The following is a 24,072-nucleotide window of genomic DNA, read 5'->3' as shown; positions in this document are numbered from 1 at the left end:
GGCGTCACAGGTCAAGACACCGCAGAGCGATCGACGACGTGCCCCGCCCGACAAGGGGCGGGCCGTCACAACGGATACAGAATCGAGAAGCCAATGCCATGGAATTTAGACATATGCACCATCCTGCGGGTCCTCAAAGCGCTGGCCTCCGGCACGGTCGGCTGAGCGGGAATCGAGCAAACTCATGGCCTGGAATCTATTCATCGACATCATGGACGTCGGATATGGCGACAGTTCCCTCATCATCGCGCGCGATGATGAGGGAAATTCGCGAAGCATGCTGATCGACGGCGGGTCCGCGACATCCGCCCTACGTGTGCACGATTACGTGAAAGGCAAGCTCGACCGCCTGGAAATCCCCCGGCTCGACAAGATCGTGGTGAGCAGCTACAACGACGAGCACTATCAAGGAGTGGCCGGACTGCTCGTGGCCGACAACGTCTCCAGCTTCGCCACCACGCTCGCCGAAGTCGCCGTGCGGGAGGGGGCAGCCGGCATCGATACGGGCCGGCAGGTCGCCGGCGCAACCGCCGGCGCCTACGCGGTATGCATGGGCGGATACGACAAGCCTTTCGGCAACGCGGTCGGCGCGCGGGCGTGGACGCAGAACCTGGCCCAGCAGGCACGCGGCCAGATCAAAGCCGGCATGACCGACGAAGCCGCCTTGCACCAGACCTGGCAGTACCTCGATGCGAACAAGCCGGCGCCGGTGAACGGCAACCCTCTCCTCGTCCTCGATCCCGCCCTGGTGAAAGAGATCGCGTGGGCCGCCGGGCTGGCGGTGGGAGACGCGTTCATCAGAGAGGGACACGGCGGCAGCGCGCCGACCCTGATCGCTCAGCAGGCCGTCAAACCGGGGGTTCGCAAAACCCTGCTAGAGGTCACGCTCCACCCGGTGACGCCGGCGAACCTGCGCTTCGACACGGGTGACGCCTACACCACGACGCAGGTCATCGACATGGGCCCCGTCATGAACAGCACAACCGCCTACGCCAACAAGACCAGGGAGCTGACCACTGCAGTGGGCGGCGACCTGCCGTTCCCCGAGGGCGAGCAGATCTCCGATCGGCCTTTGCTGGTCCCGCCCGGGGTCGCACGCGCCCACGTCGAGAACCCGGCGGTGGGTGCGGAGATCTTCTGGAACGCGCGACCGAGCGACCAAGTTCTCGACGGCGTGCCCGCGGTCTTCGTGGCCTACGCCGGGGGGCAGGTCATGGACGCGGAGGCTGCCACGAGGCGGTCCTTCGTGCCGAACCTCACCGGGGCGGAAAGGCAGAGCATCGGCCTGGTCGTGCGTTTCAACGATTATTTCCACTACACGGCAGCGGATCTGCCGGCCGCCGTCTCGGAACGCGTCGCCGACGCCATCGTGACGAAAGGCATGTTGTGCAGGCTCCATGCGAACCACGACGAAATCATGCCGTTCTCGTCCGTCAAGTGGGGAGACCATGGATCCAGCACGTCCACGAGCCATAAATTTCTCCGCGACGCGCTGCCGCATGCCGCGCTCATCACGAACGGCCCCGCCCTGGTCCAGAATCCGTCGCAGATGGTGGTGGACCGCCTGCAGGCGGCGGACTCCGTGCAATTCTTTTATTCGACGTACATGTCCCCGATCGCGACTGCTGGGAAATCACGGCCCTGTGGCAATGGCACTGTGCCGCACGGCGCCCCCGGACGCGTCCGCGGCGACATCATGCTGTTGATCAGCGAAGCACAATCATTCACCCTCGACCGTAACACGCTCGTGCAACTCCTGATCTCCTACCTGAATGAGCACGAAATTCCGCGGACCGACACCATCATCGTAGAAACCTACACTCTAGAATCGGATGAGCCATGGAATTAAAAGAGCTCCATGATTATCTCTCCGGGCGCCCCGACCCGTTGCAGCTCATGGCAGACGACCACAACCTGCCTCAGGAATTACGCGACTTCCTGACCGTGACCCCCAATAAGGGGATCACCCTCTCTGCAGCGCTCAATTCAGATGATGTTTCCCTGACGATCAGCGGCCCATCGGCCGATGTCTGGCCGGTGCAGGGGCTCACCGGCGTCGCGATCACTCTCGACCACATCACGCTAGTCGTGTCCGACGCCGCCGCCGTCACCGCGTCCGCGACCGGGGTCATGCCGCTCAGCGCGTCCACGACGACACCGGTCACGGTCACCTCCCGTCCTGAGACGCCCGGCGCGTGGCGGGTCGAGCTCGCCGCCGAGGTGCCCGAGGCGTTCCAGGTCTCTCCCACCGACCTGCTCCTGCTCGGCAAGCCCGGCCAGTCCCTGCCCTTCTCGATCCCGCCCGGCCTGGATTTCCTTGATCGGGCCGTGTCCATCCCGGTGTCGGGATTCGAGCTGACCTTCTTTCCGAACACCGCCGACGAGGCGTACCTGTCGGCCGACATTCCGCTCCCGGCCGCCAATCCGTGGACGATCATCCCTTCGGTCCTCACCCTCGACAGGGTCGAGATGCGGGCCACATTCTCCACCCGCTCGTACGGGGTGCTGCTCGCCGGCCGGATCACCGTGGACGACGTGGAGCTGGACGTGGGCGTCGGTATGCAGGTCGGGCAGGACTGGTACGGGTACGTGAAACCATCGCAGGGCACCGCCTTCCCCGGCCTGGCCGCGCTCGCGGACTGGATCGGCGGTTCCGAGAACCCGGGCGCCGAGGTGAGCTCCGCCTTCCGGTCGGTCGGGTTCGACCTGACGGCGTTCGACCTCGCGATCGAGGCGGTCAAGATCGGCTTCTATTGGGGGCCGGAGCAGGCCGAGCTCGACTACCTTGAGGTCGTCAGCCGGCTCACCCTCGGAAAGCTCCCCCTCGAAGTGGCGGTGCGACTGCCCGAGCTCGAGGTACGGGGTGCCCTCGCCGGGGGCACGACGGTGCCGCTGATCGAGGTGCTGAGCTCGTTCGGCCTGCCCACCCAGGGGATCGACCCGGAGACGCGGATCGCGGACGTGAGATTCTTGGCCCGGCCGGCGGACGGCCGCTACCTGGCCGAGCTCGCCGTGGACCGGGTCTGGGCGGCCGGACCGATCGACATCGCGGGCGTGGACGTTGTCGTCGGCTACACGAGCACCGGCGGCTTCACCTGCGCCGTGCACGGAGCGATCGACATCGGCGCGTCCATCCACCTACTCGTTCAGGCGGACTACGGCAGTGAGCCCCTCGGATGGACGTTCAGGGGTGCCACCGGGCCCGGTTCCGCTCTCGACATCGGCGACCTGGTGACCGACCTGGCGGCGAAGTTCGGCGTCTCCGGCGTGCCCGAAGCGATCAGCACCCTGACGCTGAAACGGCTGGGCGTCTCCTACACGAGCGGGACCGGGGCGTTCGACTTCGTGTGCGTGGGCGACATGCGGATCACCGAGGTTCCGGTGCGGCTCGTCGCGACGATCAAGACCGTTCGGAACGATGCGCAATATGCCGCCACCTTCGACGGACGGCTCGACGTGACCGTGCCCATCGACGACGGCACCTTGGACCTGCGGTTCGACGCGCACTTCGACGCGGGCGCCACCGGCAAGCGGTTCGCGGCCACCTACTCGCGGACGGACGACACCGGCCCCGTGCCCGGCGTCAGGAACCTGGTCGCGGCGTTCTCGCCGACGGCGGCGGACCACATCCCCGCGACACTCACCGTCGACCTTCGCGACGCCTTCTTCGCCTTGGACCAGACGGCAGAAGGTGGCAGGGCGTACCTGTTCGGGGTCGACATCGACGCCACCATCGACCTGGCCGAGCTGCCCCTGGTCGGCGACCACTTCGGCGGCGGCATGGGCGTCTCCCCCTTGCGCGTCACGGCGGCGTCCGCGGCTCTCTCCGAGGCCCAGGTGAGAGCGTTCAACGCGATGCGGCCCGAGACGATCTCCCCGCTGCCGGAGCGCGACATCGCGGCGGGCTTCGCGATCGACGGCGTACTCAAACTGGGCTCGCTGGAGCAGCCGCTCGCCCTGCCCGTGGCCGACGCCCCGGCAGCGCCGGCGACGGCGACCGCGGGGGCTGCGGACCAGGGGCAGGCGCAGACCGGTGACAACGTGAAGTGGGTCAAGATCCATCGGGGGTTCGGGCCGGTGCAGATCGAGCGGGTCGGTCTTGCCTACCGGCAGGGCGACGAGCCGAGGCTCGCGGTGCTGCTCGATGCCGCGATCACCGCGGCCGGTCTGACGCTCTCGCTGAACGGGCTGGAGGCCGGCCTGGCGCTGTCGGACCCGGCCGCCCTCCCGGCGTTCGACCTGACCGGCCTGGGCCTGTCCTATGCCTCCGGCCCGGTCGAGATCGACGGCGCCTTCCTCCAAGGGGCGGTGAAGTACGACGGGACGTCCTATCCGTCCTACGGCGGCGGGGCGCAGATCAAGACGGAGGAGTTCGGCCTGGCCGCGCTCGGCTCCTACGCTCAGCTTCCCGACAAGGTGCTCAAAGGCGGCCCGACGTTGTTCGTCTACGCCTACCTGGACGATCCCATCGGCGGGCCGCCGTTCTTCTTCGTGAAGGGGCTGGCGGCCGGGTTCGGCTACAACCGGAAACTGGTGCCACCGGCTCTCGACGCCATCGCGACGTTCCCCCTGGTCGCCGAGGCGCTCGGTACCCGGCCGGCCGGCACCACCCTGGCCGGGGAACTGGAGGCGCTCGCGCCGTATCTGCCGCCCGCGCTCGGCGACAGCTTCTTGGCGGCGGGAGTGCATTTCACCTCGTTCGCGATGATCGACTCGTTCGTGCTGCTCACGGCGGCGTTCGGGCACCGGTTCGAGATGGATCTGCTCGGTCTGTCCACGCTCATTCTGCCCGCCCCCAACGCCACGTCCGCGAACAAGACGTCCATCGCGGAAGTGCAGCTCGCGCTGCGGGCGACCTTCGTGCCCGAGGACGGCTACCTCACCGCGTCGGCCCAGCTGACCAGGAACTCGTTCGTGCTGTCCCGCGACTGCCACCTCAGCGGAGGATTGGCGTTCTCCACCTGGTTCTCCGGCGAGCACGACGGCGACTTCGTGGTCACGGCAGGCGGATACCATCCGCACTTCCCCGTCCCCGCGCACTACCCGGCCGTGCCCAGGCTGAGCTTCTCCTGGCAGGTGACCCGGCAGTTCTCGCTGACCGGCACGGCGTACTACGCGCTCACCCCCGGCGCGCTCATGGCCGGCGGCAGCCTGACGGCGACCTACCACGACGGGTCGCTGCGCGCCTGGTTCGACGCCTCGATGGACTTCCTCATCGCCTGGCAGCCCTACCACTACGAAGCCTCGATGCACGTGAGCGTGGGGGTCAGCTACACGTACTCGTTCTTCGGCAAACACACCATCAACGCGCACGTCGGCACCGACGTGCAGCTGTGGGGCCCGGAGTTCACCGGCACCGCCAAGATCCACCTCAGCGTGATCTCCTTCACGATCTCCTTCGGAGGTGAGAAGAAGCGCCCGCCGGCGGCCCTGTCATGGACCGAGTTCCGAACGGCTCTGCTGCCTGAAACGATCCTCACGCTTTCGCTCAGCAGCGACACCCAGCAGGCCTCGGGGAACGCGGTGGAAGGCATCGACCTCGGGGTCGCCGACCCGGCCGGACTCGTGATCACCACCGACTCGGTCGTCCCGAGCACGGTGGCCCTGTACGGACCCGGCGCAGGCTCTGGGCTGCCGCTCGGCGGCGCGCCCTCGAAGTTCGGCATCGGCCCCACCGGGAAAGGCCCCGACAAGGTCGCGGTCACCCACCGCATCACCATCACCAAGGACGGCCAGGTGGTCGACCTCGACCGGTTCGACTTCACGCCCGTTCGCAAGAACCTGCCCTTCGCGCTGTGGGGCACCAAACTGGCCCCCTCGATCAGCGATCCCCGCCTGGTCTCCGGGATGCTCACCGGCTACCAGATCCGGCCGATCGCGGCGTCGAAGCCCACGAACCCGCCCTCCTTGGACCGTACGGAGCTCCAGGCGGCCGGCTCGCTGTTCGACGCGTACGGGGCGATCGACCTGGCGGCCCCACCACCGTTCACCTCGACCGGCGACTCGGCACGCGCGCGTGCCGACGCGATCATGAGCAGCCTGGCCGAGCCCGGGGTCGTGGCCGCCCGCGCGAGCATCGCCCAAGCCCTGATCGCCGGAGCGCAGCTCGATCTACACGGCTTCGACATCGCCCAATACCACGAGATCCCGGAGGTGGCCTCGTATGCCTGAGACACAGACGACCGGCACGCCCCGCGTCAGCTTCGCCTCCCACTGGCGCCCCGCGCTGGAGAGCGGCACCTACCACATCACCGTCGAGCAGGACATCTTCCTCGATTCCATCGGGAAAGACAGCTTCCCCGCCACCGGCTCCTTCGCGATCGCCGGCGAACGGTTCTCTCTGGCGCCGTCGGCGATCAGAGAGATGTTCCCGCCCGACGGCAGCCTCGGCGAGCACAGCAGCGTGCTGCCCCACATCGCGCTCAACCGGCCCACCCTGCCCTGGGAACGCGACCCCGGCGGCACCGGCGACGACCTGCCGCCCTGGCTGGCGCTCCTGGTGTTCTCCGAGGACGAGCGCCCGGAACCGGCCGTGGTGACCCTCGCCGACCTGCCGGCCGTACAGCGTGAGTCACACCAGTCACCGGCCGACCAGGTGACGGTCATCGACGTCCCCAAGGAACTGCTGGCGGAGCTCCTTCCGAGCTACGACGAGCTTCGGTATCTCGCCCATGTACGCGAGGGCGACGGCGAGGCCGCCGCGGTGATCACAGCGGCCCGCCTGCCCGCACCCGGCGTCTCCACCACCGTCCACCTCGTCTCTCTGGAAGGACGGTTCCACGCTCCGGCCGCATCGCCGACGCCGGTGTTCGACTACGGCACCGGCCCGCTGGTCCGCCTGGTCACCCTGGCGAGCTGGCGATTCGCCTGCGTGGACGAGGCGCAGACGTTCGGGTGGATGGCCGGCCGGCTGGCCGACGACCCGGGCACCTTCCGGCTCCCCGACAGCGGCGAGCCGCTCACGGACACGTTTCTGAGCCAAGGCTTCCTGCCCGCGCGGCACCGGCTGCGCCAGGGCGGGCGCAGTATCGCCTGGTATCGGGGACCGCTGGCGACGGGCCCGACAGCGAGCGATGATGTGCCGTTGACACCCGTCCGCACCGCCGACGCCCTGCTCCGCTTCCACCCCCAGGTCGGCATGTTCGACGTCAGCTACGCCGCGGCCTGGCAGCTCGGGCGGCTGCTCACCCTGCGCAGCCCCGATGCGGCCACCACGCTCTACCAGTGGCGCCGCCGCCGGGACCAGAACCACAAACGGGCGATGGGCCAAGCCGACGACTACCCGCTGTCCGTTACGGAGATCGACGCCGTCCTCCCCCAGACCGCGCGGAACTGGCTCGGCGGGCTCAGCCGGCTCCAGGGCATTCCCTTCGGCTATCTGATCCCCGACGAGCGCCTGCTCCCCGTCGAAACGATCCGCTTTTTCGGGCTGGACCAGCAGTGGGTGCGATGTCTGGTCGACGGCGCCTACAGCGTCGGCCGGCTCACCCAGGCCGACGCCGTCCTCGACTCCTCCTATCCGCTGGGGCTGACGTATCCGCAGGTCAGCGGCGCACTGATTCGCTCTGACCTGGTTTCCGGCTACCCCGGCCTGCTCATCGACGCCTACGCCGACACCGATGGCCGGACCCGGCTTCCGCTCCTGCGCTCCGACCGGCTCTCACCCAACATCCTGCTCTGCCTCTTCGAGGGCCTGCTGGCCCGGTTGGACGTGCACCACGCCCCCGAATCCCAGCATGCGGCGGTCGGCGTGTCCGAGGACCGGACGACGTTCTCCAAGGTTCTGCGCTCCCCCGGCGGCGGCCACGCGCCGACGGTCTCACTTCGCCTCACCTCCCGCCGTACCCTCCCCATCGGGGACCTCGTGTCGGCGATTGCCTCCTCGCTCCACACCAGCCGGGCGGATTTCACCTCGGGCGACTTCGCCCTCCAGATGATCGAGACAGCCGAACGCGTCACCTTCCTGCCGGAACCCGATCGCACCACGGGAGCCGCCTCCTCAACCACCTAGCGAACCCGGGTCACCGCAGGTCTTCGACGGTCAGGCCGCCGACCTCCGTGACCTCGGCTCATCCTGATTCGCTGGGTGGGACCGCAGGAGCACGGGCGCATCCGAAGGGTCCGTCGGGGCGACCAGCTCCGGGCGGGGCGGGGCTCTGTCCGGCGAAGGCTATGTGAGGCCGAGGTCGCGTATCGCGCGGGCGTAGCGGCGGCCCGGGGTGAGCGACGCGGCCGCCCACGGCAGGACCTCCGGCACCCGCCTGCCCACCTCCCCCAAGAGGCCCTGCGCGCGGCGGAGGTGGCCGCCGAAATAGAAGGCGGCGCCGAACAGATGGGCGGCGTCCAGGGAACGCGGGTGCGGCCGGGAGCCCTCTCGCCACTTGTCGGCCGCCCGGCTCAGCGCGCCCGCCACTTCCGGGTCGCCGAAGTACGCTTCCAGACCGTCCTGAGTGGAGCGGTCGGAGTCGCGGTCCTGGCTCCACGCGATCTCGAAGTGCGCCAGAGCCAGCATGGCGGTCACCGGATCGCCGGGCAGCGCGGAGGCCACGCTTTCGCGGGCGAAGGCGAGAAGCTCTCGATGCGAGCCGTACCACTTCGCGCACAGGGCCTGGGCGCGGCCGTAGTGCCCGGGGTACAGGTGCGGGTCGCGAGCGGTCAGCTCCTTCCAGATGCTGTCGAGCTCGTCCCGGCCGGATGTCATGCCGATGGCGTGCCACTGCAACTGGTCCCAGGGCACGGGGTCCTTGGGCAGCGCCTGCGCCGCCTGCCGGAGGGGGGCCTCGGCCTCCGCCAGCACCTGCCAAAAGCGCTGGAACCGATTGGCCCCGACGTACTCGGCGAAGGAGCCGCCGCGAATGTCCCAGGCGTGCTTGATGTGCGCGGCGCCGAGCCAGAGCAGGGCGTCAGGGTCGTCCTGCGCCTGCCGTGACAGCGCGCCGGTGTGCGCGCCGGCGGCTTCGGCCAGCTTCTCGACGCGCAGCGCCCGCAGCTCGTTGTTCCCGCGGGCCTGCTTGATCAGTTCGAGCCCGTGGTGCAACCGTCCTGCTTTCACCTGCGGCAAAGCCAGGTCCAGCGCGGGGTCCTCCCACGCTTTTCCCATCCGCATCCCGGAGGTCTTGTCGAGCAGGTCGGCGACTGCGCTGATCACCCTTATCAACGACATTGGCGATCAATACCGCAGACTCGGGCAGGGCCGCAATGCGATTTTCGCTCACGGGTCACGGCGGCCTTGTCGGGCACGAACGCCCCGAGCAGGCGCCCTCGGGCACCCGGCTGTGGTGCCGCACCATGGTCGCCGGTTCCGCGTCGACGTGGCCGAAACACCGCAGGATCGCCTCGTGGTCGGCGACGAGGTGGCGATGATGGATCGGTCCGTGATGAGCGGAGAAGGCGCCTTTTCGCAGAGCGCCACCAGGCCGGCGCCGGCGCGGGATCAGCCGGCCAGGGGTGCGACGGCGCGCATGCGTTCGAAAGTTGGCCACGTACTGGCGTTGACGTGCTCTCCGCCATAAATGACGGAGGTTCCTGTGCTGCTCACGCAGCAGCTCGCGGCGCGGGTGCGGGCGAGACTGTGGGACAGGATGCTTGACGCTTCACAGGCCCCGGCATCCCGGAGTCTCCACGTCCTGTGACCGCCCGTCCGGCGGCAGAGGTGTACCGATGAAGCTGGTTGCGGGCGGCGTTGGTGTCGGCGTTGCCGATCCACCCACACCGCGGGTTCTTGCACGCGAACCGGGATTGCGTCTCCCGGCTGCCGGGAATGGTGGTCTGGCAGCGGTGGCATTGGCGGGAGATGCCGTGCGGTGGAACCGTGGCGACCCGGCCGCCCCGCTCAGCGCACTTGTAGGTCAGCAATTCCATGGTACGGCCCCAGGCTTCGCCCGCGATGGCGCGGTTCAGGCCGCGTTTCTGGGCGACGTTCGTCCCCGGCTCCTGAGGTGTCCCCGCCGCCGACGCCATCATGTTCACGATCTTCAAATCTTCGACCACGATCACGCTGAACCGGGCGGCCAGGTCGGTGGTGGTCTGGTGCTGCCAGTCGAGGGCGCGGCGCTTGGCTGTCGCGCGGAGCCGGGCGATCTGGTCGTAGGTGCGGTTGAGCCGGGTGCTGGTGTTCTGCCCCGGCTTGCGGTGGGCTTTTTGGCGGGCGGCCTTGCGTTCCAGGCGAAGCAGGCGCTCCCGCTCTGCGGTGGAGAGCCACTGTTCGCGGTGGGTGATCTTCTCCCCGGTGGACAGGGCCAACGGGATGGTGATGCCCCGGTCGATGGGGCCGGCCCTTGGTGTGGGGCGGGTGGGTCGGCGAGGGTTTCGATGCGGAACACGATGTTCCACCCGTGGGCGTCCTTGACCAGGCGAGCCCCGGTGATCCGCCCGGCCGGACCGCCCTTGGTGAGGCCGGGCAGGTCTTGCGTCCACCGGAACCGCACCCGGCCGACCTTGGGCAGGTTCACCGCGCCCCATCTGCGGTTGATCCGGGAGATGTGCAGGTCGCGGGCCTGGGGGACGTCCACGGCCATCCGGGAGCGGAACCTGGCCTTGAACGTGGGCCGCTGCGCGGGGTGGTCGGGGTTGAAGAAGTTCGCCCACGCCTGCCGGTAGATCTTCAATACGGCTTGGGCTGCCTGGGCGGGCAGTTGCCCCAGCCAGTCGATCTCTTTGCGGGCCGCCCGGATCGCCTCGTCGCAGTCTTTGAGCCTCGCGAGCTTGCCCTGCCGGAAAGTGACGTACTCGTGCAGCAGGTTCCACAGGGCGCGCGCGGTGTGCGCCTGACCGTCCAGCGCCCCGGATTGGGCCGGGCTGAGGTTCAGGCGCGTTACCTGCGCGCGCACCCACTTCACCCTCTCCACGATCGGATCATATCATTTGGTTTATGTCACCTCGATGGAACGCCAATCCCGATGTCCGAACTGGTCGTCATGTCGTCTATGACCTCCACGCGCATTTGGTTTTCGTCACGAAATACCGGCGTGGAGTGTTCACCGACGCGATGCTGGCCCGCTGCGAGGAGATCATGCGGGATGTGTGCACGGACTTCGAGGTCGAGCTGCGCGAGTTCAACGGCGGGCACGACCACGTCCATCTCCTCATCCACTACCCGCCGAAAGTCGCCCTGTCCAAGCTGGTCAACAGCCTCAAGGGCGTCTCGGCCCGTTATCTGCGCCAGGAATACCCGACTCACGTGCGTCAATACCTGTGGGGCGGACGCTTCTGGTCGGGTTCCTACTTCGCCGGGTCGGTGGGCGGAGCCCCGATCTCGGTCCTGCGCCAGTACATCGAGCAGCAAAGCCGACCGGTTTAAGGCACGCTCAGGCGCTGGAGCGCCTTCCCGCGTGGGCCTTCACCCCCGGCGTGAGTGAATGCCGGAGCACTGGCCCACATCCCGGTAGAACTTGTTGTGCTGGCCCTTGTCGCCGATGCACGCGGCGGTGCCGCCGGAGGGCGGGCCGGTGCAGACGTGCGTCCAGGAGCCGGCGGCGGTGTCGGTGCCCAGCTCGGCGGCGAGCTTGGCGGCGACGGCCGCCCCGCGCGTGTCTCCGTCCAGGATGACCTGCACGTTCACGTTCCGCTGGTGCGCCTTGATCAGCTCGTCGGCGAACTCGGTGCCCGCGGCGCCCGACATGACGAAGTGGGCGACCTGGATGCGGGCCCCGGCGGGCGTCTGCCGGACGAGGCCGCAGAGCGCGCGCACGAGGGCGGCCGGGTCTCCACCGGCCGGGTCGTTGAATACGGCGGTCGTGGTGACGCGCGCGGGGACGGGGGCGTCAGCGCAGGCAGTGGCCGCGGCCGAGGCCGGGACGGCGCCCGCTAACGTGGCCGCGGCCACGACGGTGCCCGCGGTCAGCAGTGAGAGGGACCGGCCTGGCATGGATCACTCCTTCACGAGGCGGCCGCCACCGGCCGCGGGGGTTGCCGACGCTTCGGGGAAATGGCACGCGACCGGGTGACCCGTGTCGCGGTCGACGAGCGCCGGCTCCTCGTCGCGGCACCGATCCTGGGCCCGCCAGCAGCGCGTTCGGAAATGGCAGCCTGAAGGGGGGTTCAGCGGTGAGGGGACATCGCCCGACAGGACGATCTCGCCGTGGCCGCCGTCCCGCCAGTCGTCCAGGCTGGGCGCCGCCGACAGCAGCGCCTGCGTGTACGGATGCGCCGCGCTGCGGTAGACGTCCTCCTTGGATCCGCTCTCGACGATCTTGCCCAGGTACATCACCGCCACCCGGTCGCACAGGTGCCGGACGACGCCCAGGTCGTGGGAGATGAACAGGTACGCGACACCCAGGTCGCGCTGCAGTTCCCGCAGCAGGTTGAGGATCTGGGCCCGTACCGAGACGTCGAGGGCGGAGACCGCCTCGTCGCAGACGATCAGCCGGGGGCTGACGGCGAGCGCGCGGGCGATGCTGATGCGCTGCCGCTGCCCGCCCGAGAACTGGTGGGGGTAGCGGTCGGCGTGCTCGGGGCGCAGTCCGACGCGGTCGAGCAGAGTACGGAGCTCCTCGTCCCACCGTTCGCGCGGCACCAGCCCCGGATGGATCCGCCAGGCCTCCTTGATCAGGGCGGCGACGGTCATGCGGGGGTTCAGGGCGGCGTACGGGTCCTGGAAGACGAGCTGGATCTCCCGGCGCAGCCTGCGCAGCTCCTTCGCGGGCAGGGTGGCCAGGTCACGGCCTTCGAACAGGACCCTGCCCTCCGACGGGCGTGCCAGCCCGACGATGGTCCGCGCGATCGTGGACTTGCCACAACCGGACTCGCCGACCAGGCCGACGGTCTCGCCCGCGCGGACGGTCAGGTTGACGCCGGCCACGGCCCGTACCGCACCGCCCGGCCGGCCGATCCCGGCGCGCAGGCGGTAGGTGGTGACCAGGTCGGTCAGCTCCAGCAGCGGCTCACCCTCGGCCGGCATGCGCGGTCACCTCCTCGGCGAAGTGGCAGGCGCCGGCCCGGCGAGGACCGAGCTCACGCGGGACGGGGTCGTCGGTGCGGCAGAGGTCCCTGGCGAACGGGCAGCGCGGATGGAAGGCGCAGCCCGCGGGCGGCGCGGTGAGGTCGGGCGGGTGGCCCTCGATCGCCTCCAGCGGGGCGCCGATGTCGCGGGGATCGGGCACCGCCCGCATCAGGCCCAGCGTGTACGGGTGGGCGGGCCGCTCGTACACCTCTGCCACGGTGCCGGTCTCGACGAGGCGGCCGGCGTACATGACAGCCACGCGGTCGGCGGCACGCGCCACCACGCCGAGGTCGTGGCTGATGAGGATCATGCCGAGCCGCTGAGCCTGTTGCCGCTGCCGCAGCAGTCGCAGGATCTGCGCCTCGACGGTGACGTCGAGGGCCGTGGTCGGCTCGTCGGCGATGAGCAGCAGGGGGTCGAGGGCCAGCGCCATCGCGATCATCACGCGCTGCCGCATGCCGCCGGAGAAGCGGTGCGGGTGGTCGTTCAGGCGTCGCTCGGCGTCCGGGATGCCCACCTGCGCCATCAGCTCCGCCGCCCGCCGCCGGGCGTCGGCCCGGCGGGTGCCGCGGTGCCTGCGGAACATCTCGGCGATCTGGTATCCGACGGTCAGGGACGGGTTGAGGGCGCTGAGCGGATCCTGGAAGATCATCGAGATGCGCTCGCCGCGCAGCTCGCGCCATTCGCGGTCCGGCAGGCCGATGACGTCGCGGCCCTCGATGGCGACCCGGCCGCCCGCGATCCGCGCGTTCAGCGGCACGAGGCCCATCAGCGCCTGCGCGGTCACGCTCTTGCCGCTGCCGGACTCGCCGACGATCGCGAGCGTCTCGGCCTCGCCGACCTCGAAGGAGACCCCGCGCACCGCGCGCAGCGGCCCCTTCGGCGTGTCGAACTCCACGGCGAGGTCCTCGACCTCCAGCAGGTTTGCCATCGTCACAGCTCCGTCATCGGGTCGGAGGCGTCGCGCAGCAGGTCGCCGAGGATCCCGATGCTCACCACCACGAGGGCCAGGGCGGCGCCCGGCGCGGCGGCGATCCACCAGGCCGAGGCCAGGTAGTCGCGCCCTTCGGCGATCGTCGCGCCCCAGGACGCCTGGGAAGCCGGCACGCCGAGGCCGAGGAAGCTCAGCGACGCCTCGGCGACCATGGTCAGGCCGACCTGCACCGTCGCCGCCACGAGCAGCGGCGGCAGGCACGACGGCAGGATGTAGTGGAGGAGGATGCGCCCGTGCGAGGCGCCCATCACCCGGGCCGAGTCCACGAACTCCCGGTCGCGCACCGCCAGCGCCGAGCCGCGCACCACCCTGGCGAAGATCACCCACCGGGTGACTGCGAGGGCGATGATCACGTTCATCATGCTCGGGCCGAGCACGCCGGCCAGCAGGATGGCCAGCAGCAGGCTGGGGAAGGCCAGCTGGATGTCGCCGATCCTGGAGATGATCCCGTCGGCCCAGCCGCCGAAGTAGCCGGCGAACAGGCCGAGCAGCATACCGGCCGTCCCGCCGACGAGCACGGTGACCAGGGCCACGGTCAGCGAGGTGCGCATACCGGCCAGCACCTCGGCCAGGATGTCCTGGCCGACCTGGTCGGTGCCCAGCCAGGCGACGGCGCCGTCGGACAGGCGGGTGCCCGGCGGCAGCAACCGGTCGACGGGGCTGGTACTGGCGGCGTCGAACGGGACCAGCAGCGGCCCGAGCACGCCGGCCACCACGAACAGCAGCACGGTCCCGAGCGCCAGGCGGGCCCGCAGCGGCAACCCGGCCGACCGGCTCGGGGCTTTCACCGACATCAGGCGTTCTCCAACTGGATCCTGGGGTCGAGGTACACGTAGAGCACGTCGACCAGCAGGTTGAGCACGATGTAGCAGACCGTGATCACGGTGAGGACGGCCTCGACCACGGCGTAGTCGCGGAAGGTGATCGAGTCGATCAGCAGCGATCCGATCCCGGGCCAGGCGAAGATCACCTCGACGATCACGCCGTTGGCGATGAAGTAGCCCATGAGCAGGCCCAGCATGGTCACCACCGGGACCAGGGTGTTGCGCAGCACGTGGACGTAGAAGACGACCCGGTGGCTCAGCCCCTTGGCGTGGGCCGTGCGGACGTAGTCCTGGTTCATCTCCTCGAGGACTCCGGTCCGTACGAGCCGGCCCAGCCAGCCGACGAACGGCAGCGCCAGCGTGAATGCGGGCAGCAGCAGCCCGGCCATGGTCCCGTCGGCGGTGCTCGGCAGGACCTGCAGCCACCGCGCGAAGATCAGCGACAGCATGATGCCGATCCAGAACGGCGGCAGGGCCTGGCCGACCAGCGAGGACACCGAGACCAGATGGTCGGCCCAGGTGTTCGCGCGGCGGGCGGCGAAGGACCCGGCGACGAACCCCAGCACGATGGTGATCACCATGGCCCACGCGGACAGCGACAGGGTCGGGCCCAGCCGTTCCAGGCAGGCGTCCAAGGCGCTGACGCCCTGCCGCCAGGACCGGCCGAAGTCGAGGGTGACGACGTCCCGCAGGTGGTGCACGTACTGGATCGGCAGGCTCTCGTGCAACCCGAGCCGGCCGCGCAGCTCCTCCAGCGCCTGGGGCGTGGCCTGGCTGCCGAGGATCAGCTCGGCGGGGTCGCCGGGCAGCACGCGCAGGGCGATGAAGACGACCGTGACGGCGCCCCAGATCTGCAGCAGCGCCTGGGCGAGCCGCCGTCCGACGAAGGCGGTCATGTGACGCTCCCGCCGCTCGACGCCCGGCTGACCAGCCGCGGCGGGAACAGGATCTGCTCCGGCGCCCCCTCGGGCGCCTGTCCCCGCAGCCGCCGGAGCATGTGGTCGACCGCCGACACGGCGATCTCGGCGGCGGGCAGCTCGACGGTGGTCAGCGAGGGGATCACGTACGGCGCGAACGGGTGGCCGCCGTAGCCGACGACCAGTATGTCCTCGGGAATGCGCAGACCCTCCTCGTTCGCCACCCGGTAGACGCCGAGCGCGAAGTAGTCGTTGCCGGCCACGAACGCCATCGGCCGCCGGGCGGTCCGCACGACCTCTCTGGCCAGCCGGTACGCCTCGCTCGGATCCCACGGCATCGCGCTCTGCTCCAGCCGCCGGGTCGGCACCTTGATCAGGGTGTCCGGCTCGATGGGCAGCCCGCTGTCGGCCATGGCCCGCCGGTAGCCCTCGACGCGATCGGCGACCGACGAGACGTGCAGGTCCTCCTCCAGGAAGTAGATCTTCCTGGCGCCCTGGGCGACGGCGTGCCTGGCGGCCTCGTAGCCGCCCCGGACGTGGTCGACCCCGACCAGGTCGGTGTTCAGCTCGGGCACGTCACGGTTGATCAGGACGAGCGGCACGCCTGCCGACCTGAACCGCCGCCAGTGCTCGGCCCCCTCCTGTACGGTCACCACGAGCACGCCGTCCACGCCGCGGCGCAGCAGCTCCTCGGCCGCGCGCCGCTCGTTGGCCAGGCTCTCCTCGGTCGCCATGAGCAGCAGGGAGTAGCCGTGCCGGCGGCAGTGCTGCTCCATCCCGCTGATGAGCTGGGCGTAGAACGGGTTGGACGGGTTGGTGATGACCATGCCGAGCGTGCTCGCCGAGCCCAGGACCAGGGATCGGGCGGTCACGTTCGGCACGTAGCCGAGCCGCTCGGCCTCGGCCTTGACCCGGTTCCGCGTCTCCACGCCGACGCTGTCCTTGTCGGCCAGCGCGCGGGAGACGGTGTTCACCGAGACGCCGAGGCTCTCGGCGATGTCCTTCAGAGTGGTACGGCGTGCCTCGCGCATGTCACTCTCGTTCCGTAGGGATCATCCGGCGGTCGACACCGCGCGAAACTCGGGCTGGCTGTTGGCCGCCGCCACGAATCCCGTCACCGTGGAGCGCAGCCCGTACGTGGCCGACAGCCCCGCGGGGAAGACGCCGACCGCGTCACGCCAGATGATCTCGCATGCCCGGGCGTACAGCGACTTGCGCTCCTCCTGGTCGGAGGTGGAGCGCGCCTTGGCGAGGATGCCGTCGAGCTCCTTGTTCCGGTAGCCCATGCGGTTGGCCTCGCTGGTGTAGAGCCGGCCGAGCGTGTAGTCGGCGTCTCCGGTGGTCACGGTGTTGACCTGGAGCTCGATGTCCCAGTCGAGCGCAGTCAGGCGCTTGAGCCAGGCCGCCTTCTCGATCTGCTGCGGCTCGACGATGACGCCGACCTTGGCCCAGGCCGAGATCATCGACTGTGCCAGCTCGGTGGCCAGCGGGCCGGTGTCCTTGAACCACATCATCGAGGTGCGGATGCCGGCGCCGTAACCGGCCTCGGCCAGCTCGCGCTTGGCCAGCTCGGGGTCGTGGTCGTAGGGCTGCTGGGGCGCGTGGCCGAAGACGGCCGAGGGGATGGGGGCGTCCATGACCGCGGCGGCGTCGCCGTACAGGCTGGAGACGATGCTCTTCAGGTCGAGCGCGTGGTAGAGCGCGCGGCGCACCCGCGGGTCGGAGAAGGGTTTCCGGCCGCAGTTGAACCAGGCGAGGAAGTAGTTCACGCCCGGCTTGCTGTCGATCTTCACGCCGTTGACGCCGCCCAGCCGCTTGAGCTCGTCGGGAGGGATGATCCAGGTGACGTCCACCTCGCCGTTCTGCAGCGAGGTCATGCGCGTGGAGGCCTCCGGGATGTACGGCAGCCGCAGCCCGGACAGTTTGGCCGGGCCGCCCCAGTAGCGGGGCGCGGGCTTGAGCAGGAGCTGGGACGAGGGCGTGAACGCCTCGACGGCGAAGGGCCCGCTGCCCACGGCGTTGCGCGACAGGTCGGCCTTGCCGATCTGGGCGGCCGGGATGACGAACGCGAGCGTCAGGTTCACCAGCAGCGTGCCCAGCGGGTCCGTGGTGGTGATCTTGACGGTGCGCGCGTCGGGGGCCTCGACGGCGTCCACCGCGGTCCATAGGGGCTTCTGCGGCCCGTCGGACTTGACCAGCCGTTCCAGCGACGCCTTGACGTCGGCCGAGGTCAGCTTGGCGCCGTCGTGGAAGACGACGTCCTCGCGGAGGGTGAACTCCCACGTCCTGTCGTCGGGCTGGCGCCACGACGTGGCCAGGCGCGGCGCGATCTGCTCCCCGTCCCTTGCCACCAGCGTGTCGTAGATCTGCCGGTTGGCGAGCAGTGACGCCTCGTCGACCGCGCTCACCCCGTGCGGGTCGAGGTCGTTGATCGCCTGGTAGAACGCGGCGCTGAACGGCCGGTTCCGCCCCGAGGCCGACCCCGCCCCCGGGCCGCCAGGGGCGCACCCGGAGACCAGAGCAGGGAGTGAGACGCCGGCGGCCCCGGCTCCCAGGAGGGTCAGGAACCGCCGCCTGCCCACTCCCTCCGATGTTGTCATGTCCGTTCCCTTCTCAGGTCTTGCCGGGGCTCAGCTCTTGAGAGCCAGGTAGATCAGCACCTTCGCCTGCGGGTCGCCGCCCGTCAGCGTGGCCCGCAACCGCAGCCAGTGGCCGAACTCGCGTACCCGCAGGGACACCATTCCGGGCTCCGTCGCGATCTGCGCGGTGCTCTCGTCGTCGTCGCACCAGTGCAGGCCGTCCGGGGAGATCTGGGCGGTCAGGCGCAGGGCGGGTGCGTCGCCCTCAAGCTCCAGGGTCCGCACGAACCAGCGTGCCTCGCCCGCCCAACCGGCCTCGTACGGCTCGGTCGCGAAATCGGTGGTGAAAGTGGTGTTGCGCTCCAGTACGGCGGTAAGAGCATGCCTCATGCCGGTGTTCACCAATCCACGGAAATCAGTGCGGAATCAAGGAAGAGGAAGTTGCGTACCGGAGAATGGGTGCGCACGCTCACGTAGAAATTGAGCAGGTTCTCCAGGCCCTCGTATTTGTCGGGATACTGCGGGACCGGGACGTGCCGCATGTCCATGATCCGGTCGTTCACCTGGAGTTCGATATTCGTCCGGGTCCTGGTGTCGAACTGCCAGCGCAGGTAATGCCAGTTGACCTTCGTCGGGACCTCGTTGTAGCAGAGATACTGCGGCTCCTCGCCGAGCGGGCGCCAGTCCTCGGGGTTCGGGGCGGTGAAGTCCTCGACGGGAGAGAGGTTCTCCTGGTTGTGCAGGTTCTCCCTGGGCGTGGGCTCGGGCACCACGGGGTAGACCCAGCGCCTGGTGAACCGGTTGTCCAGGTCGGTGTTCTGGTAGCGGGCGACGCAGTGGTAGCGGATGCCCTCGCCGTCGCACAGGTCCGTGGCCACGGTGAACGCCCCGAACTGGGCCTCCGACGGGTGCAGGTTCCCGTCCCATTCGATGTCGCCGAAGCTGTTGCCGAGCGTGGACTCGGCCGTGGCCGCCTCGCTCTTGTAGGTGAAGTACGTCTCGAACTGCACCACGCCCCGCCGGGCCATGGTCAGCCGGCGGATCGCGACCGCCGTGTGGCCGGTCACCGGACGCGTGGCGACCTTGAGCGCGTAGTTGCCGCTCATCGCGGCGTGCGTGCCGATGTCGAAGAAATCGCACGAGCTGAGCTGCGGCGGCCGGAAGTCGCGCATGTGCACGTCCACCGTGTCGAGATTCCCATGGCCGTCGTGATTACCGATCAGCTCGCACCAGCCGTGCGTCCCGGTGCTGAACTCGTCGAAAGCGAGAATGCGGGGCAGGGGGTTGAACTTGGATAGTTTCGGATCCGCCGCGATCAGCGCGCGCCGGAGATCCTCGGCCGGAACATGGGTGGTCTCCACGCTCAAGGGCGTCCTTCCCATAGAAATTCCATAACCAGGATTAACGTTCACGTGAACGTTAATTCCAGGTTTCGAGGACGCTAACTTGCCAGGTCCGCGGATGTCAAGGGTTCGGCAGCCCCGACCGTGACCGGACGGATGCCCACGTTGACCGTCGACCGGCCCGTTGATCCGATGCGCCGGCCGCCGTCGGCCGCCTATCGTCGTGCCGCAGCAGCGCCGAACAGGGAGATGACGCCATGATGCGTGCCCGTTTTCCCCGCCCGTGGGTGTCGAGGGCCAGCGAACGGCTGACGCGCGAGGTCAGCGAACCCCTGGCCGGGCAGCCGCCCGCCGCCACGCTGGCGGAGATCGGCCGGCTGGTGGCGTGGAACGAGCGCATCCACGGCACCGAGGCCGTCAATCTGAACCCGGCGTCGAACGTCATGAACCCCCAGGCCGAGGCCCTGCTATCGGCCGGGCTCGGCCCGCGCGCCTCGCTCGGGCATCCGGGCGAGAAGTACGAGACGGGGCTGGAGGCCATCGAACGGATCGAGATCATCGCGGCCGAGCCGGCCGCGCAGGTCTTCGACGCCGGGTACGCCGAGGTCCGGGTCGGCTCGGGCGCACTGGCCAACCTGTACGCGTTCATGGCGACCTGCCGGCGCTGGGCGTGCCGGTGTTCGCCGCCGAACGCGGTGCGAGCGGCTCGCACCAGTTCGCGCTGCCTGCTCACCGCTACGGCGGCGGGCAGCGCGCCGCCCGCCGGCTGCGCGCCGCCAACCTGCTGGCGTGCGGCATCGGCCTGCCCATCGAGCCGGTGGCCGGGGACCTGAACGGGCTGCGGCTCGGCACCCCGGAGATCACCCGCATCGGTATGAACGAGGACGACATGCAGGTGCTGGCCGCGTTCCTCGCCCGCGCCCTGGATCCCGCCACGGCGCCCGCCCGGCTCGCGGCCGAGGTCAGCGCCTGGCGCGCCCCGTTCACCGGCGTGCGCTTCACCGCCACCCCGCACCAGGAAGGACCGTGAACGTCCAACCGCTACCTGGACGTCCCCCGCCCGCCCTGCCCGGCTGGAGGTGTCGGGCGCGGCCGGCCCAGAACGTGCAGCTCAGACCATTGGCCGGCGACTGCTCGTCGGCTCATGCCCCCAACGTGGTCTGGGCGGCCGGTTGCCGGCGCGGGGCGGCAAGGTCGTGGGCGGAGCGGGCCAGCCAGATCATGATCAGGACGCTGGAGACCACACCGAGAGCCTCGACGGCGCTTCCCTCGTCCGGGAACGGCAAAGCCGCCAGTACCAGAAAGATCGGCGCCACCAGGGCGGCGATCCCGTACACGACGGTCGCCGTCCCCCAGCGGTCGTCGTACCCTTGGGCCCGCAGGACCAGCGCCGTCCAGGCCAGGGCGGCCAAGCCGCAGATCAGCTCCGCCCCGTCCAGGACGGGCCAGCCGGCGAGGTCGAGTACGCCGATGACGGTGAAACCGCCGTACCCCAGCACCCCCGCGCCCCGCGTGTACTGCCGGTCGCGGCCCAACACCCGCATGAACATCAGCACGACCACCCACATCGCCGCAGAGTCGATCACCGTCGCATCTGCCCAGATCAACGACGCGGTGACGTGGAGCAGCCACGTCACAGCCGTCGCGACGTAGAGCGCCACGCGCAACCGCAGGATGTTCCGGTCCTGCTGGGGCGGCGGCCCCGCCAGCGGCCCACGCAGGATCTGCCAGATCCCCCATGCCCAGGACAGCCCGGCCAGGACCAGGAGAAGCAGGTTCTCCCCTGTCGCCGGGACGCCTTCGGTCACGGACGCGAACAGCGTCAGCCACCACAACGGGCCGAGGTCGCCAGAGATCAGGGCGACGACGACGGCGACCGTCAGCGCGGCGCTGTACAGACCGGTGACGAGCAGGGCGGGCAGGGCTGAACGGTGACGACGTAACACGGGACGCTTCCTGGGGGTTCGGAGAGGATGGGAGTGAACGCCTCACCCTACAATCGATCATGAGGAGCGGCGCCACGCCGGGGTGTTCGTTGTCACCGTCGCTTCAAGGGACCGGCGTGTTGGTCGGCTCTCCGCCGGCGGCGCCGCTCCGAGCGGCCACAGACCTACTGAGGATCAGGTCAGTGACCTGGGTGTGGATCCGATCGCCTGGTGAGCAGTTCGGTGGAGAGCTGCCAGAGGTGTGCGGCCTGGTCGGGGTCCAGTGCGTAGGCGGCGACGCCTCCGTGGGGGTTGTCCGGGTGCAGGGGTTCGGCCTCGTGGCAGTCTTCGAAGTAGCGGCCGCCGATTCCCGCGAGCAGAGGTGAGGTCGCGAGCAGAACCGAGGTTGCCGCTCCTTGTTCTACCGTCTTCCACGGCAGCGCGGGGGCTCCGCTCGCCTCGAACCGTGCCAGCAGGTCACGGTCGACGTGGCGCATCAGGTTGGTGCGGACCACGCCGGGCATGACGGCGTTGACGGTGATGCCGTCACCGGCCCAGCGGTGGGCGGCTTCGACCGCGAAGAGCGCGTTCGCGGTTTTCGACTGCCCGTACGCGGCCTGCGCGTCGTAGGGTCGCCGCTCGAAGTGGATGTCGTCGAAGACGACCCGGGAGAGCCGGTGTTGTGAGGAACTGACCGAGACGACCCGGGCGTCGCCCGCGGCGGCGAGCGCCGGGTGCAGTCCGGTGGTCAGCGCGAAGTGGCCCAGGTGGTTGGTGGCGAAATGCAGCTCCCAGCCGTGCGGAGTTCGGGTCAGGGGGACCCCCATGATCCCGGCGTTGTTGACCAGGATGTGCAGCGGGCCGCTCCAGCCGGTGACGAACGCTGCGACCGAGGCCTGGTCGGCGAGGTCCAGCGCGGCGACGCGGACCTGCTTGTTGCCGGTGGTGGCGATGATGTCCTGCGCCACGTGCTGTCCGGCAGCGGGGTCGCGGACTGCCAGGGTCACCTCGGCGCCGGCACCCGCCAGCGCGCGGGCGGTGTCGGCGCCGATGCCGGACGATCCGCCGGTGACGACGGCCCGGCGGCCGGACAGGTCGATGCCGGCCACCACGTCGGCGGCGGTGGAGGTGGCGGTGAACGGCGTGGTGATGCGGATCATGTGTCGCGATCCTTTCAGGAGGCCGTGACGAGGTGTTCTGGCCTGTCACGGCGGGTGTGGAGGTCCCAGTAGACCTGGGCGATGTCATCAGGATCGGCGTGCGGGACGCCCTCGGGGGCGGTGGCGCTGGGCAGCAGGTTGATGGCCACGGTCGCGGCGTGGACGCCCTGGTCGGCGAGGGTGTTGTGCAGGTTGCGGACCCAGTTGCGCAGGGCGGCCTGCGCCGTGTTCACGGTGGCGAGCATCGGATACGGGTCGATGGCGCCGCCGCCCGTGGTGTACAGGAGGGTGCCGGTGCCGGCGGCCAGCATGGCGGGCAGCACCGCCTGGGTGGCGGTGACCGCGCCGAACAGGAGATGCTGGATCGCGGGTTGGAGGTTGTCCACGGTCACCTCCGGCGGGTTGACCATGGTCAGGCCGCTGTGCGGGGAGTACTCCAGGACGTCGATGCCGCCGAAGCGTTCGGCGGCCTGGGCCAGCGCCGCGCCCAGCGCCGGAAGGTCGGATACGTCGGCGGGGAAGCCCGCGGCGGTGATGCCGGAGGCGGCCAGCTGTGCCACGAGGGCGTCGAGGTTGTCCTTGCTGCGGGCGATCAGGGCGACCTGAAAGCCGTGACGGCCGAAGATCTTGGCGATCGACAGGCCCATGCCGGGTCCGGCTCCGACGATGGCGATGGTGGGCATACGTCTACTCCTTGCTGTGCGTACGGGAACGCCCTGTGGGCGCGGCGAACTACGCCTGGGTGCGGCGGGCATCCTCAGGCGGGGTCTGGTGTGGGTGTTACTCGCCGTTGAGCGGGGGCGCGGCCTCGGGGAAGCAGTCCTCGATGCGGGGCGTCTGCGGGTCGATGGTTTTGAGGATGCGCTGGGCGATGCGGCCCATCTGCTGCTGCTGGGCCTTGGTCAGCGGGTCGAAGACGAGACGGCGGACTTCGGCGACGTGCGCGGGTGCGGCGGCGGTGACCTTGGCCCAGCCGTCCTCGGTGAGGGTGACCAGGGTGACTCGGCCGTCGGCCGGATCCGGCCGACGCGACACCCAGCCGCGTTTCTCCAGCCTGATGACGACGTTGGACAGCCGGGACAGCGCGCTGGCGGTGTGGACGGCCAGTTCGCTCATCCGCTGGGTGCGCTCGGGCATCATCGACAGTCCGGACAGCACGAGGTACTCGAAGTGGCTGATGTCCGCGTCGCGCTGCATCTGCGCGTCCAGCGCGGCCGGTAGCCGGATCAGCGCGTACGCGAGCGCGTACCAGTTCTGCTGCTCCTCGGCATCGAGCCAGCGCGTCTCCCGCGAGTCGTCCATTGGTAGTCAGGGGCGCGGTGCCGTGAAGGCCCGGTTCCCCATCCCCCTTTCAATTCCGTACGTGCGGTTTTCCCGCATACGGCTTACC

At 69.6% G+C, this 24,072-nt stretch carries 21 protein-coding genes; 6 read left to right on the top strand and 15 right to left on the bottom strand.

Annotated elements, in window-relative coordinates; translation table 11 throughout:
* The first annotated feature begins 184 nt into the window (after window positions 1-184).
* From ACIBQ1_RS51035 to ACIBQ1_RS51025, 3 genes are read left to right on the top strand one after another with little or no spacing between them, the layout of a single operon-like run.
* Window positions 185-1,849, top strand: coding sequence for a hypothetical protein (locus ACIBQ1_RS51035; RefSeq protein WP_397289383.1), 1,665 nt, complete (start codon window positions 185-187; stop codon window positions 1,847-1,849).
* On the top strand, window positions 1,840-6,171 hold the full coding sequence (locus ACIBQ1_RS51030) for a DUF6603 domain-containing protein (RefSeq protein ID WP_397289381.1): 4,332 nt from the start codon (window positions 1,840-1,842) through the stop codon (window positions 6,169-6,171). The genes ACIBQ1_RS51035 and ACIBQ1_RS51030 overlap by 10 nt, the downstream gene beginning before the upstream one ends.
* Window positions 6,164-8,011 carry a hypothetical protein gene (locus tag ACIBQ1_RS51025; RefSeq protein WP_397289379.1) on the top strand — a complete coding sequence of 616 codons (1,848 nt, stop codon included), beginning with the start codon at window positions 6,164-6,166 and terminating at the stop codon, window positions 8,009-8,011. The genes ACIBQ1_RS51030 and ACIBQ1_RS51025 overlap by 8 nt, the downstream gene beginning before the upstream one ends.
* Window positions 8,012-8,170: 159 nt before the next feature.
* Here the strand turns inward: ACIBQ1_RS51025 and ACIBQ1_RS51020 are convergent, their stop codons facing one another.
* Both ACIBQ1_RS51020 and ACIBQ1_RS51015 read right to left on the bottom strand, forming a co-directional pair.
* Window positions 8,171-9,148 carry a hypothetical protein gene (locus ACIBQ1_RS51020; RefSeq protein WP_397289377.1) on the bottom strand — a complete coding sequence of 326 codons (978 nt, stop codon included), beginning with the start codon at window positions 9,146-9,148 and terminating at the stop codon, window positions 8,171-8,173.
* Window positions 9,149-9,534: 386 nt separating this feature from the next.
* Window positions 9,535-10,461, bottom strand: a complete 927-nt coding sequence (locus ACIBQ1_RS51015; RefSeq protein WP_397289375.1) for an RNA-guided endonuclease InsQ/TnpB family protein — start codon at window positions 10,459-10,461, stop codon at window positions 9,535-9,537.
* Between the two features lie 409 nt (window positions 10,462-10,870).
* On the opposite strand from ACIBQ1_RS51015, the gene tnpA reads away from it, so the two are divergent.
* Window positions 10,871-11,299: an IS200/IS605 family transposase gene (tnpA, locus tag ACIBQ1_RS51010; protein WP_397289373.1), complete on the top strand. Its 429-nt coding sequence runs from the start codon at window positions 10,871-10,873 to the stop codon at window positions 11,297-11,299.
* A 39-nt stretch (window positions 11,300-11,338) separates the two neighbouring features.
* Here tnpA and ACIBQ1_RS51005 read toward each other — a convergent pair whose 3' ends face one another.
* Genes ACIBQ1_RS51005 through ACIBQ1_RS50965 form a run of 9 tightly spaced genes read right to left on the bottom strand, consistent with a single transcriptional unit; the run spans window position 11,339 to window position 19,615 of the window.
* On the bottom strand, window positions 11,339-11,866 hold the full coding sequence (locus ACIBQ1_RS51005; protein WP_397289372.1) for a hypothetical protein: 528 nt from the start codon (window positions 11,864-11,866) through the stop codon (window positions 11,339-11,341).
* Between the two features lie 3 nt (window positions 11,867-11,869).
* A complete protein-coding gene (locus ACIBQ1_RS51000) occupies window positions 11,870-12,898 on the bottom strand; it encodes an ABC transporter ATP-binding protein (RefSeq protein WP_397289370.1) in 1,029 nt (342 codons plus the stop codon).
* Window positions 12,882-13,871, bottom strand: coding sequence for an ABC transporter ATP-binding protein (locus ACIBQ1_RS50995; RefSeq protein ID WP_397289368.1), 990 nt, complete (start codon window positions 13,869-13,871; stop codon window positions 12,882-12,884). Before ACIBQ1_RS50995 ends, ACIBQ1_RS51000 begins: the two co-directional genes overlap by 17 nt.
* A 2-nt stretch (window positions 13,872-13,873) precedes the next feature.
* Complete coding sequence (locus ACIBQ1_RS50990; protein WP_397289366.1) at window positions 13,874-14,728, bottom strand: ABC transporter permease; 855 nt, start codon at window positions 14,726-14,728, stop codon at window positions 13,874-13,876.
* Window positions 14,728-15,654: an ABC transporter permease gene (locus tag ACIBQ1_RS50985; RefSeq protein ID WP_397289364.1), complete on the bottom strand. Its 927-nt coding sequence runs from the start codon at window positions 15,652-15,654 to the stop codon at window positions 14,728-14,730. The genes ACIBQ1_RS50990 and ACIBQ1_RS50985 overlap by 1 nt, the downstream gene beginning before the upstream one ends.
* Window positions 15,651-16,706 carry a LacI family DNA-binding transcriptional regulator gene (locus tag ACIBQ1_RS50980; RefSeq protein ID WP_397289362.1) on the bottom strand — a complete coding sequence of 352 codons (1,056 nt, stop codon included), beginning with the start codon at window positions 16,704-16,706 and terminating at the stop codon, window positions 15,651-15,653. The genes ACIBQ1_RS50985 and ACIBQ1_RS50980 overlap by 4 nt, the downstream gene beginning before the upstream one ends.
* A gap of 21 nt (window positions 16,707-16,727) precedes the next feature.
* A complete protein-coding gene (locus tag ACIBQ1_RS50975; RefSeq protein WP_397289360.1) occupies window positions 16,728-18,275 on the bottom strand; it encodes an ABC transporter substrate-binding protein in 1,548 nt (515 codons plus the stop codon).
* Window positions 18,276-18,305: 30 nt separating this feature from the next.
* Complete coding sequence (locus tag ACIBQ1_RS50970) at window positions 18,306-18,644, bottom strand: hypothetical protein (protein ID WP_397289358.1); 339 nt, start codon at window positions 18,642-18,644, stop codon at window positions 18,306-18,308.
* Window positions 18,645-18,652: 8 nt separating this feature from the next.
* The gene (locus tag ACIBQ1_RS50965) at window positions 18,653-19,615 is read right to left on the bottom strand and encodes a DUF6772 family protein (protein WP_397289356.1); all 963 of its coding nucleotides are present in this window, start codon (window positions 19,613-19,615) and stop codon (window positions 18,653-18,655) included.
* 239 nt (window positions 19,616-19,854) lie between these two features.
* Here ACIBQ1_RS50965 and ACIBQ1_RS50960 point away from each other — a divergent pair, with 239 nt between their 5' ends.
* Complete coding sequence (locus ACIBQ1_RS50960; protein WP_397289354.1) at window positions 19,855-20,430, top strand: hypothetical protein; 576 nt, start codon at window positions 19,855-19,857, stop codon at window positions 20,428-20,430.
* On the top strand, window positions 20,415-20,627 hold the full coding sequence (locus ACIBQ1_RS50955; protein WP_397289352.1) for a hypothetical protein: 213 nt from the start codon (window positions 20,415-20,417) through the stop codon (window positions 20,625-20,627). Before ACIBQ1_RS50960 ends, ACIBQ1_RS50955 begins: the two co-directional genes overlap by 16 nt.
* A 112-nt stretch (window positions 20,628-20,739) precedes the next feature.
* Here the strand turns inward: ACIBQ1_RS50955 and ACIBQ1_RS50950 are convergent, their stop codons facing one another.
* From ACIBQ1_RS50950 to ACIBQ1_RS50935, 4 genes are all read right to left on the bottom strand, one after another.
* Window positions 20,740-21,543 carry a hypothetical protein gene (locus ACIBQ1_RS50950; protein ID WP_397289350.1) on the bottom strand — a complete coding sequence of 268 codons (804 nt, stop codon included), beginning with the start codon at window positions 21,541-21,543 and terminating at the stop codon, window positions 20,740-20,742.
* A 179-nt stretch (window positions 21,544-21,722) separates the two neighbouring features.
* Window positions 21,723-22,682 (bottom strand): SDR family NAD(P)-dependent oxidoreductase, encoded by a 960-nt coding sequence (locus ACIBQ1_RS50945; RefSeq protein WP_397289348.1) that lies wholly within the window; start codon window positions 22,680-22,682, stop codon window positions 21,723-21,725.
* Window positions 22,683-22,696: 14 nt separating this feature from the next.
* Complete coding sequence (locus ACIBQ1_RS50940; RefSeq protein ID WP_397289346.1) at window positions 22,697-23,365, bottom strand: SDR family NAD(P)-dependent oxidoreductase; 669 nt, start codon at window positions 23,363-23,365, stop codon at window positions 22,697-22,699.
* Window positions 23,366-23,462: 97 nt separating this feature from the next.
* Window positions 23,463-23,984, bottom strand: a complete 522-nt coding sequence (locus ACIBQ1_RS50935) for a MarR family winged helix-turn-helix transcriptional regulator (protein ID WP_397289344.1) — start codon at window positions 23,982-23,984, stop codon at window positions 23,463-23,465.
* Between the last annotated feature and the right edge of the window lie 88 nt (window positions 23,985-24,072).

Origin of the sequence: Nonomuraea sp. NPDC050153 (genome assembly GCF_044460125.1) — a bacterium.
In the GTDB taxonomy this organism is placed as follows: domain Bacteria; phylum Actinomycetota; class Actinomycetes; order Streptosporangiales; family Streptosporangiaceae; genus Nonomuraea.
This window is presented reverse-complemented; position numbering and strand designations above follow the sequence as displayed.

Coding starts and splice junctions, on each gene's coding strand:
- ACIBQ1_RS51035 (WP_397289383.1), top strand. CDS start 185: ATGGCCTGGAATCTATTCATCGACATCATGGACGTCGGATATGGCGAC.
- ACIBQ1_RS51030 (WP_397289381.1), top strand. CDS start 1,840: ATGGAATTAAAAGAGCTCCATGATTATCTCTCCGGGCGCCCCGACCCG.
- ACIBQ1_RS51025 (WP_397289379.1), top strand. CDS start 6,164: ATGCCTGAGACACAGACGACCGGCACGCCCCGCGTCAGCTTCGCCTCC.
- ACIBQ1_RS51015 (WP_397289375.1), bottom strand. CDS start 10,461: ATGGGGCGCGGTGAACCTGCCCAAGGTCGGCCGGGTGCGGTTCCGGTG.
- tnpA (WP_397289373.1), top strand. CDS start 10,871: ATGTCACCTCGATGGAACGCCAATCCCGATGTCCGAACTGGTCGTCAT.
- ACIBQ1_RS51005 (WP_397289372.1), bottom strand. CDS start 11,866: ATGCCAGGCCGGTCCCTCTCACTGCTGACCGCGGGCACCGTCGTGGCC.
- ACIBQ1_RS51000 (WP_397289370.1), bottom strand. CDS start 12,898: ATGCCGGCCGAGGGTGAGCCGCTGCTGGAGCTGACCGACCTGGTCACC.
- ACIBQ1_RS50995 (WP_397289368.1), bottom strand. CDS start 13,871: ATGGCAAACCTGCTGGAGGTCGAGGACCTCGCCGTGGAGTTCGACACG.
- ACIBQ1_RS50990 (WP_397289366.1), bottom strand. CDS start 14,728: ATGTCGGTGAAAGCCCCGAGCCGGTCGGCCGGGTTGCCGCTGCGGGCC.
- ACIBQ1_RS50985 (WP_397289364.1), bottom strand. CDS start 15,654: ATGACCGCCTTCGTCGGACGGCGGCTCGCCCAGGCGCTGCTGCAGATC.
- ACIBQ1_RS50980 (WP_397289362.1), bottom strand. CDS start 16,706: ATGCGCGAGGCACGCCGTACCACTCTGAAGGACATCGCCGAGAGCCTC.
- ACIBQ1_RS50975 (WP_397289360.1), bottom strand. CDS start 18,275: ATGACAACATCGGAGGGAGTGGGCAGGCGGCGGTTCCTGACCCTCCTG.
- ACIBQ1_RS50970 (WP_397289358.1), bottom strand. CDS start 18,644: ATGAGGCATGCTCTTACCGCCGTACTGGAGCGCAACACCACTTTCACC.
- ACIBQ1_RS50960 (WP_397289354.1), top strand. CDS start 19,855: ATGATGCGTGCCCGTTTTCCCCGCCCGTGGGTGTCGAGGGCCAGCGAA.
- ACIBQ1_RS50945 (WP_397289348.1), bottom strand. CDS start 22,682: ATGATCCGCATCACCACGCCGTTCACCGCCACCTCCACCGCCGCCGAC.
- ACIBQ1_RS50940 (WP_397289346.1), bottom strand. CDS start 23,365: ATGCCCACCATCGCCATCGTCGGAGCCGGACCCGGCATGGGCCTGTCG.
- ACIBQ1_RS50935 (WP_397289344.1), bottom strand. CDS start 23,984: ATGGACGACTCGCGGGAGACGCGCTGGCTCGATGCCGAGGAGCAGCAG.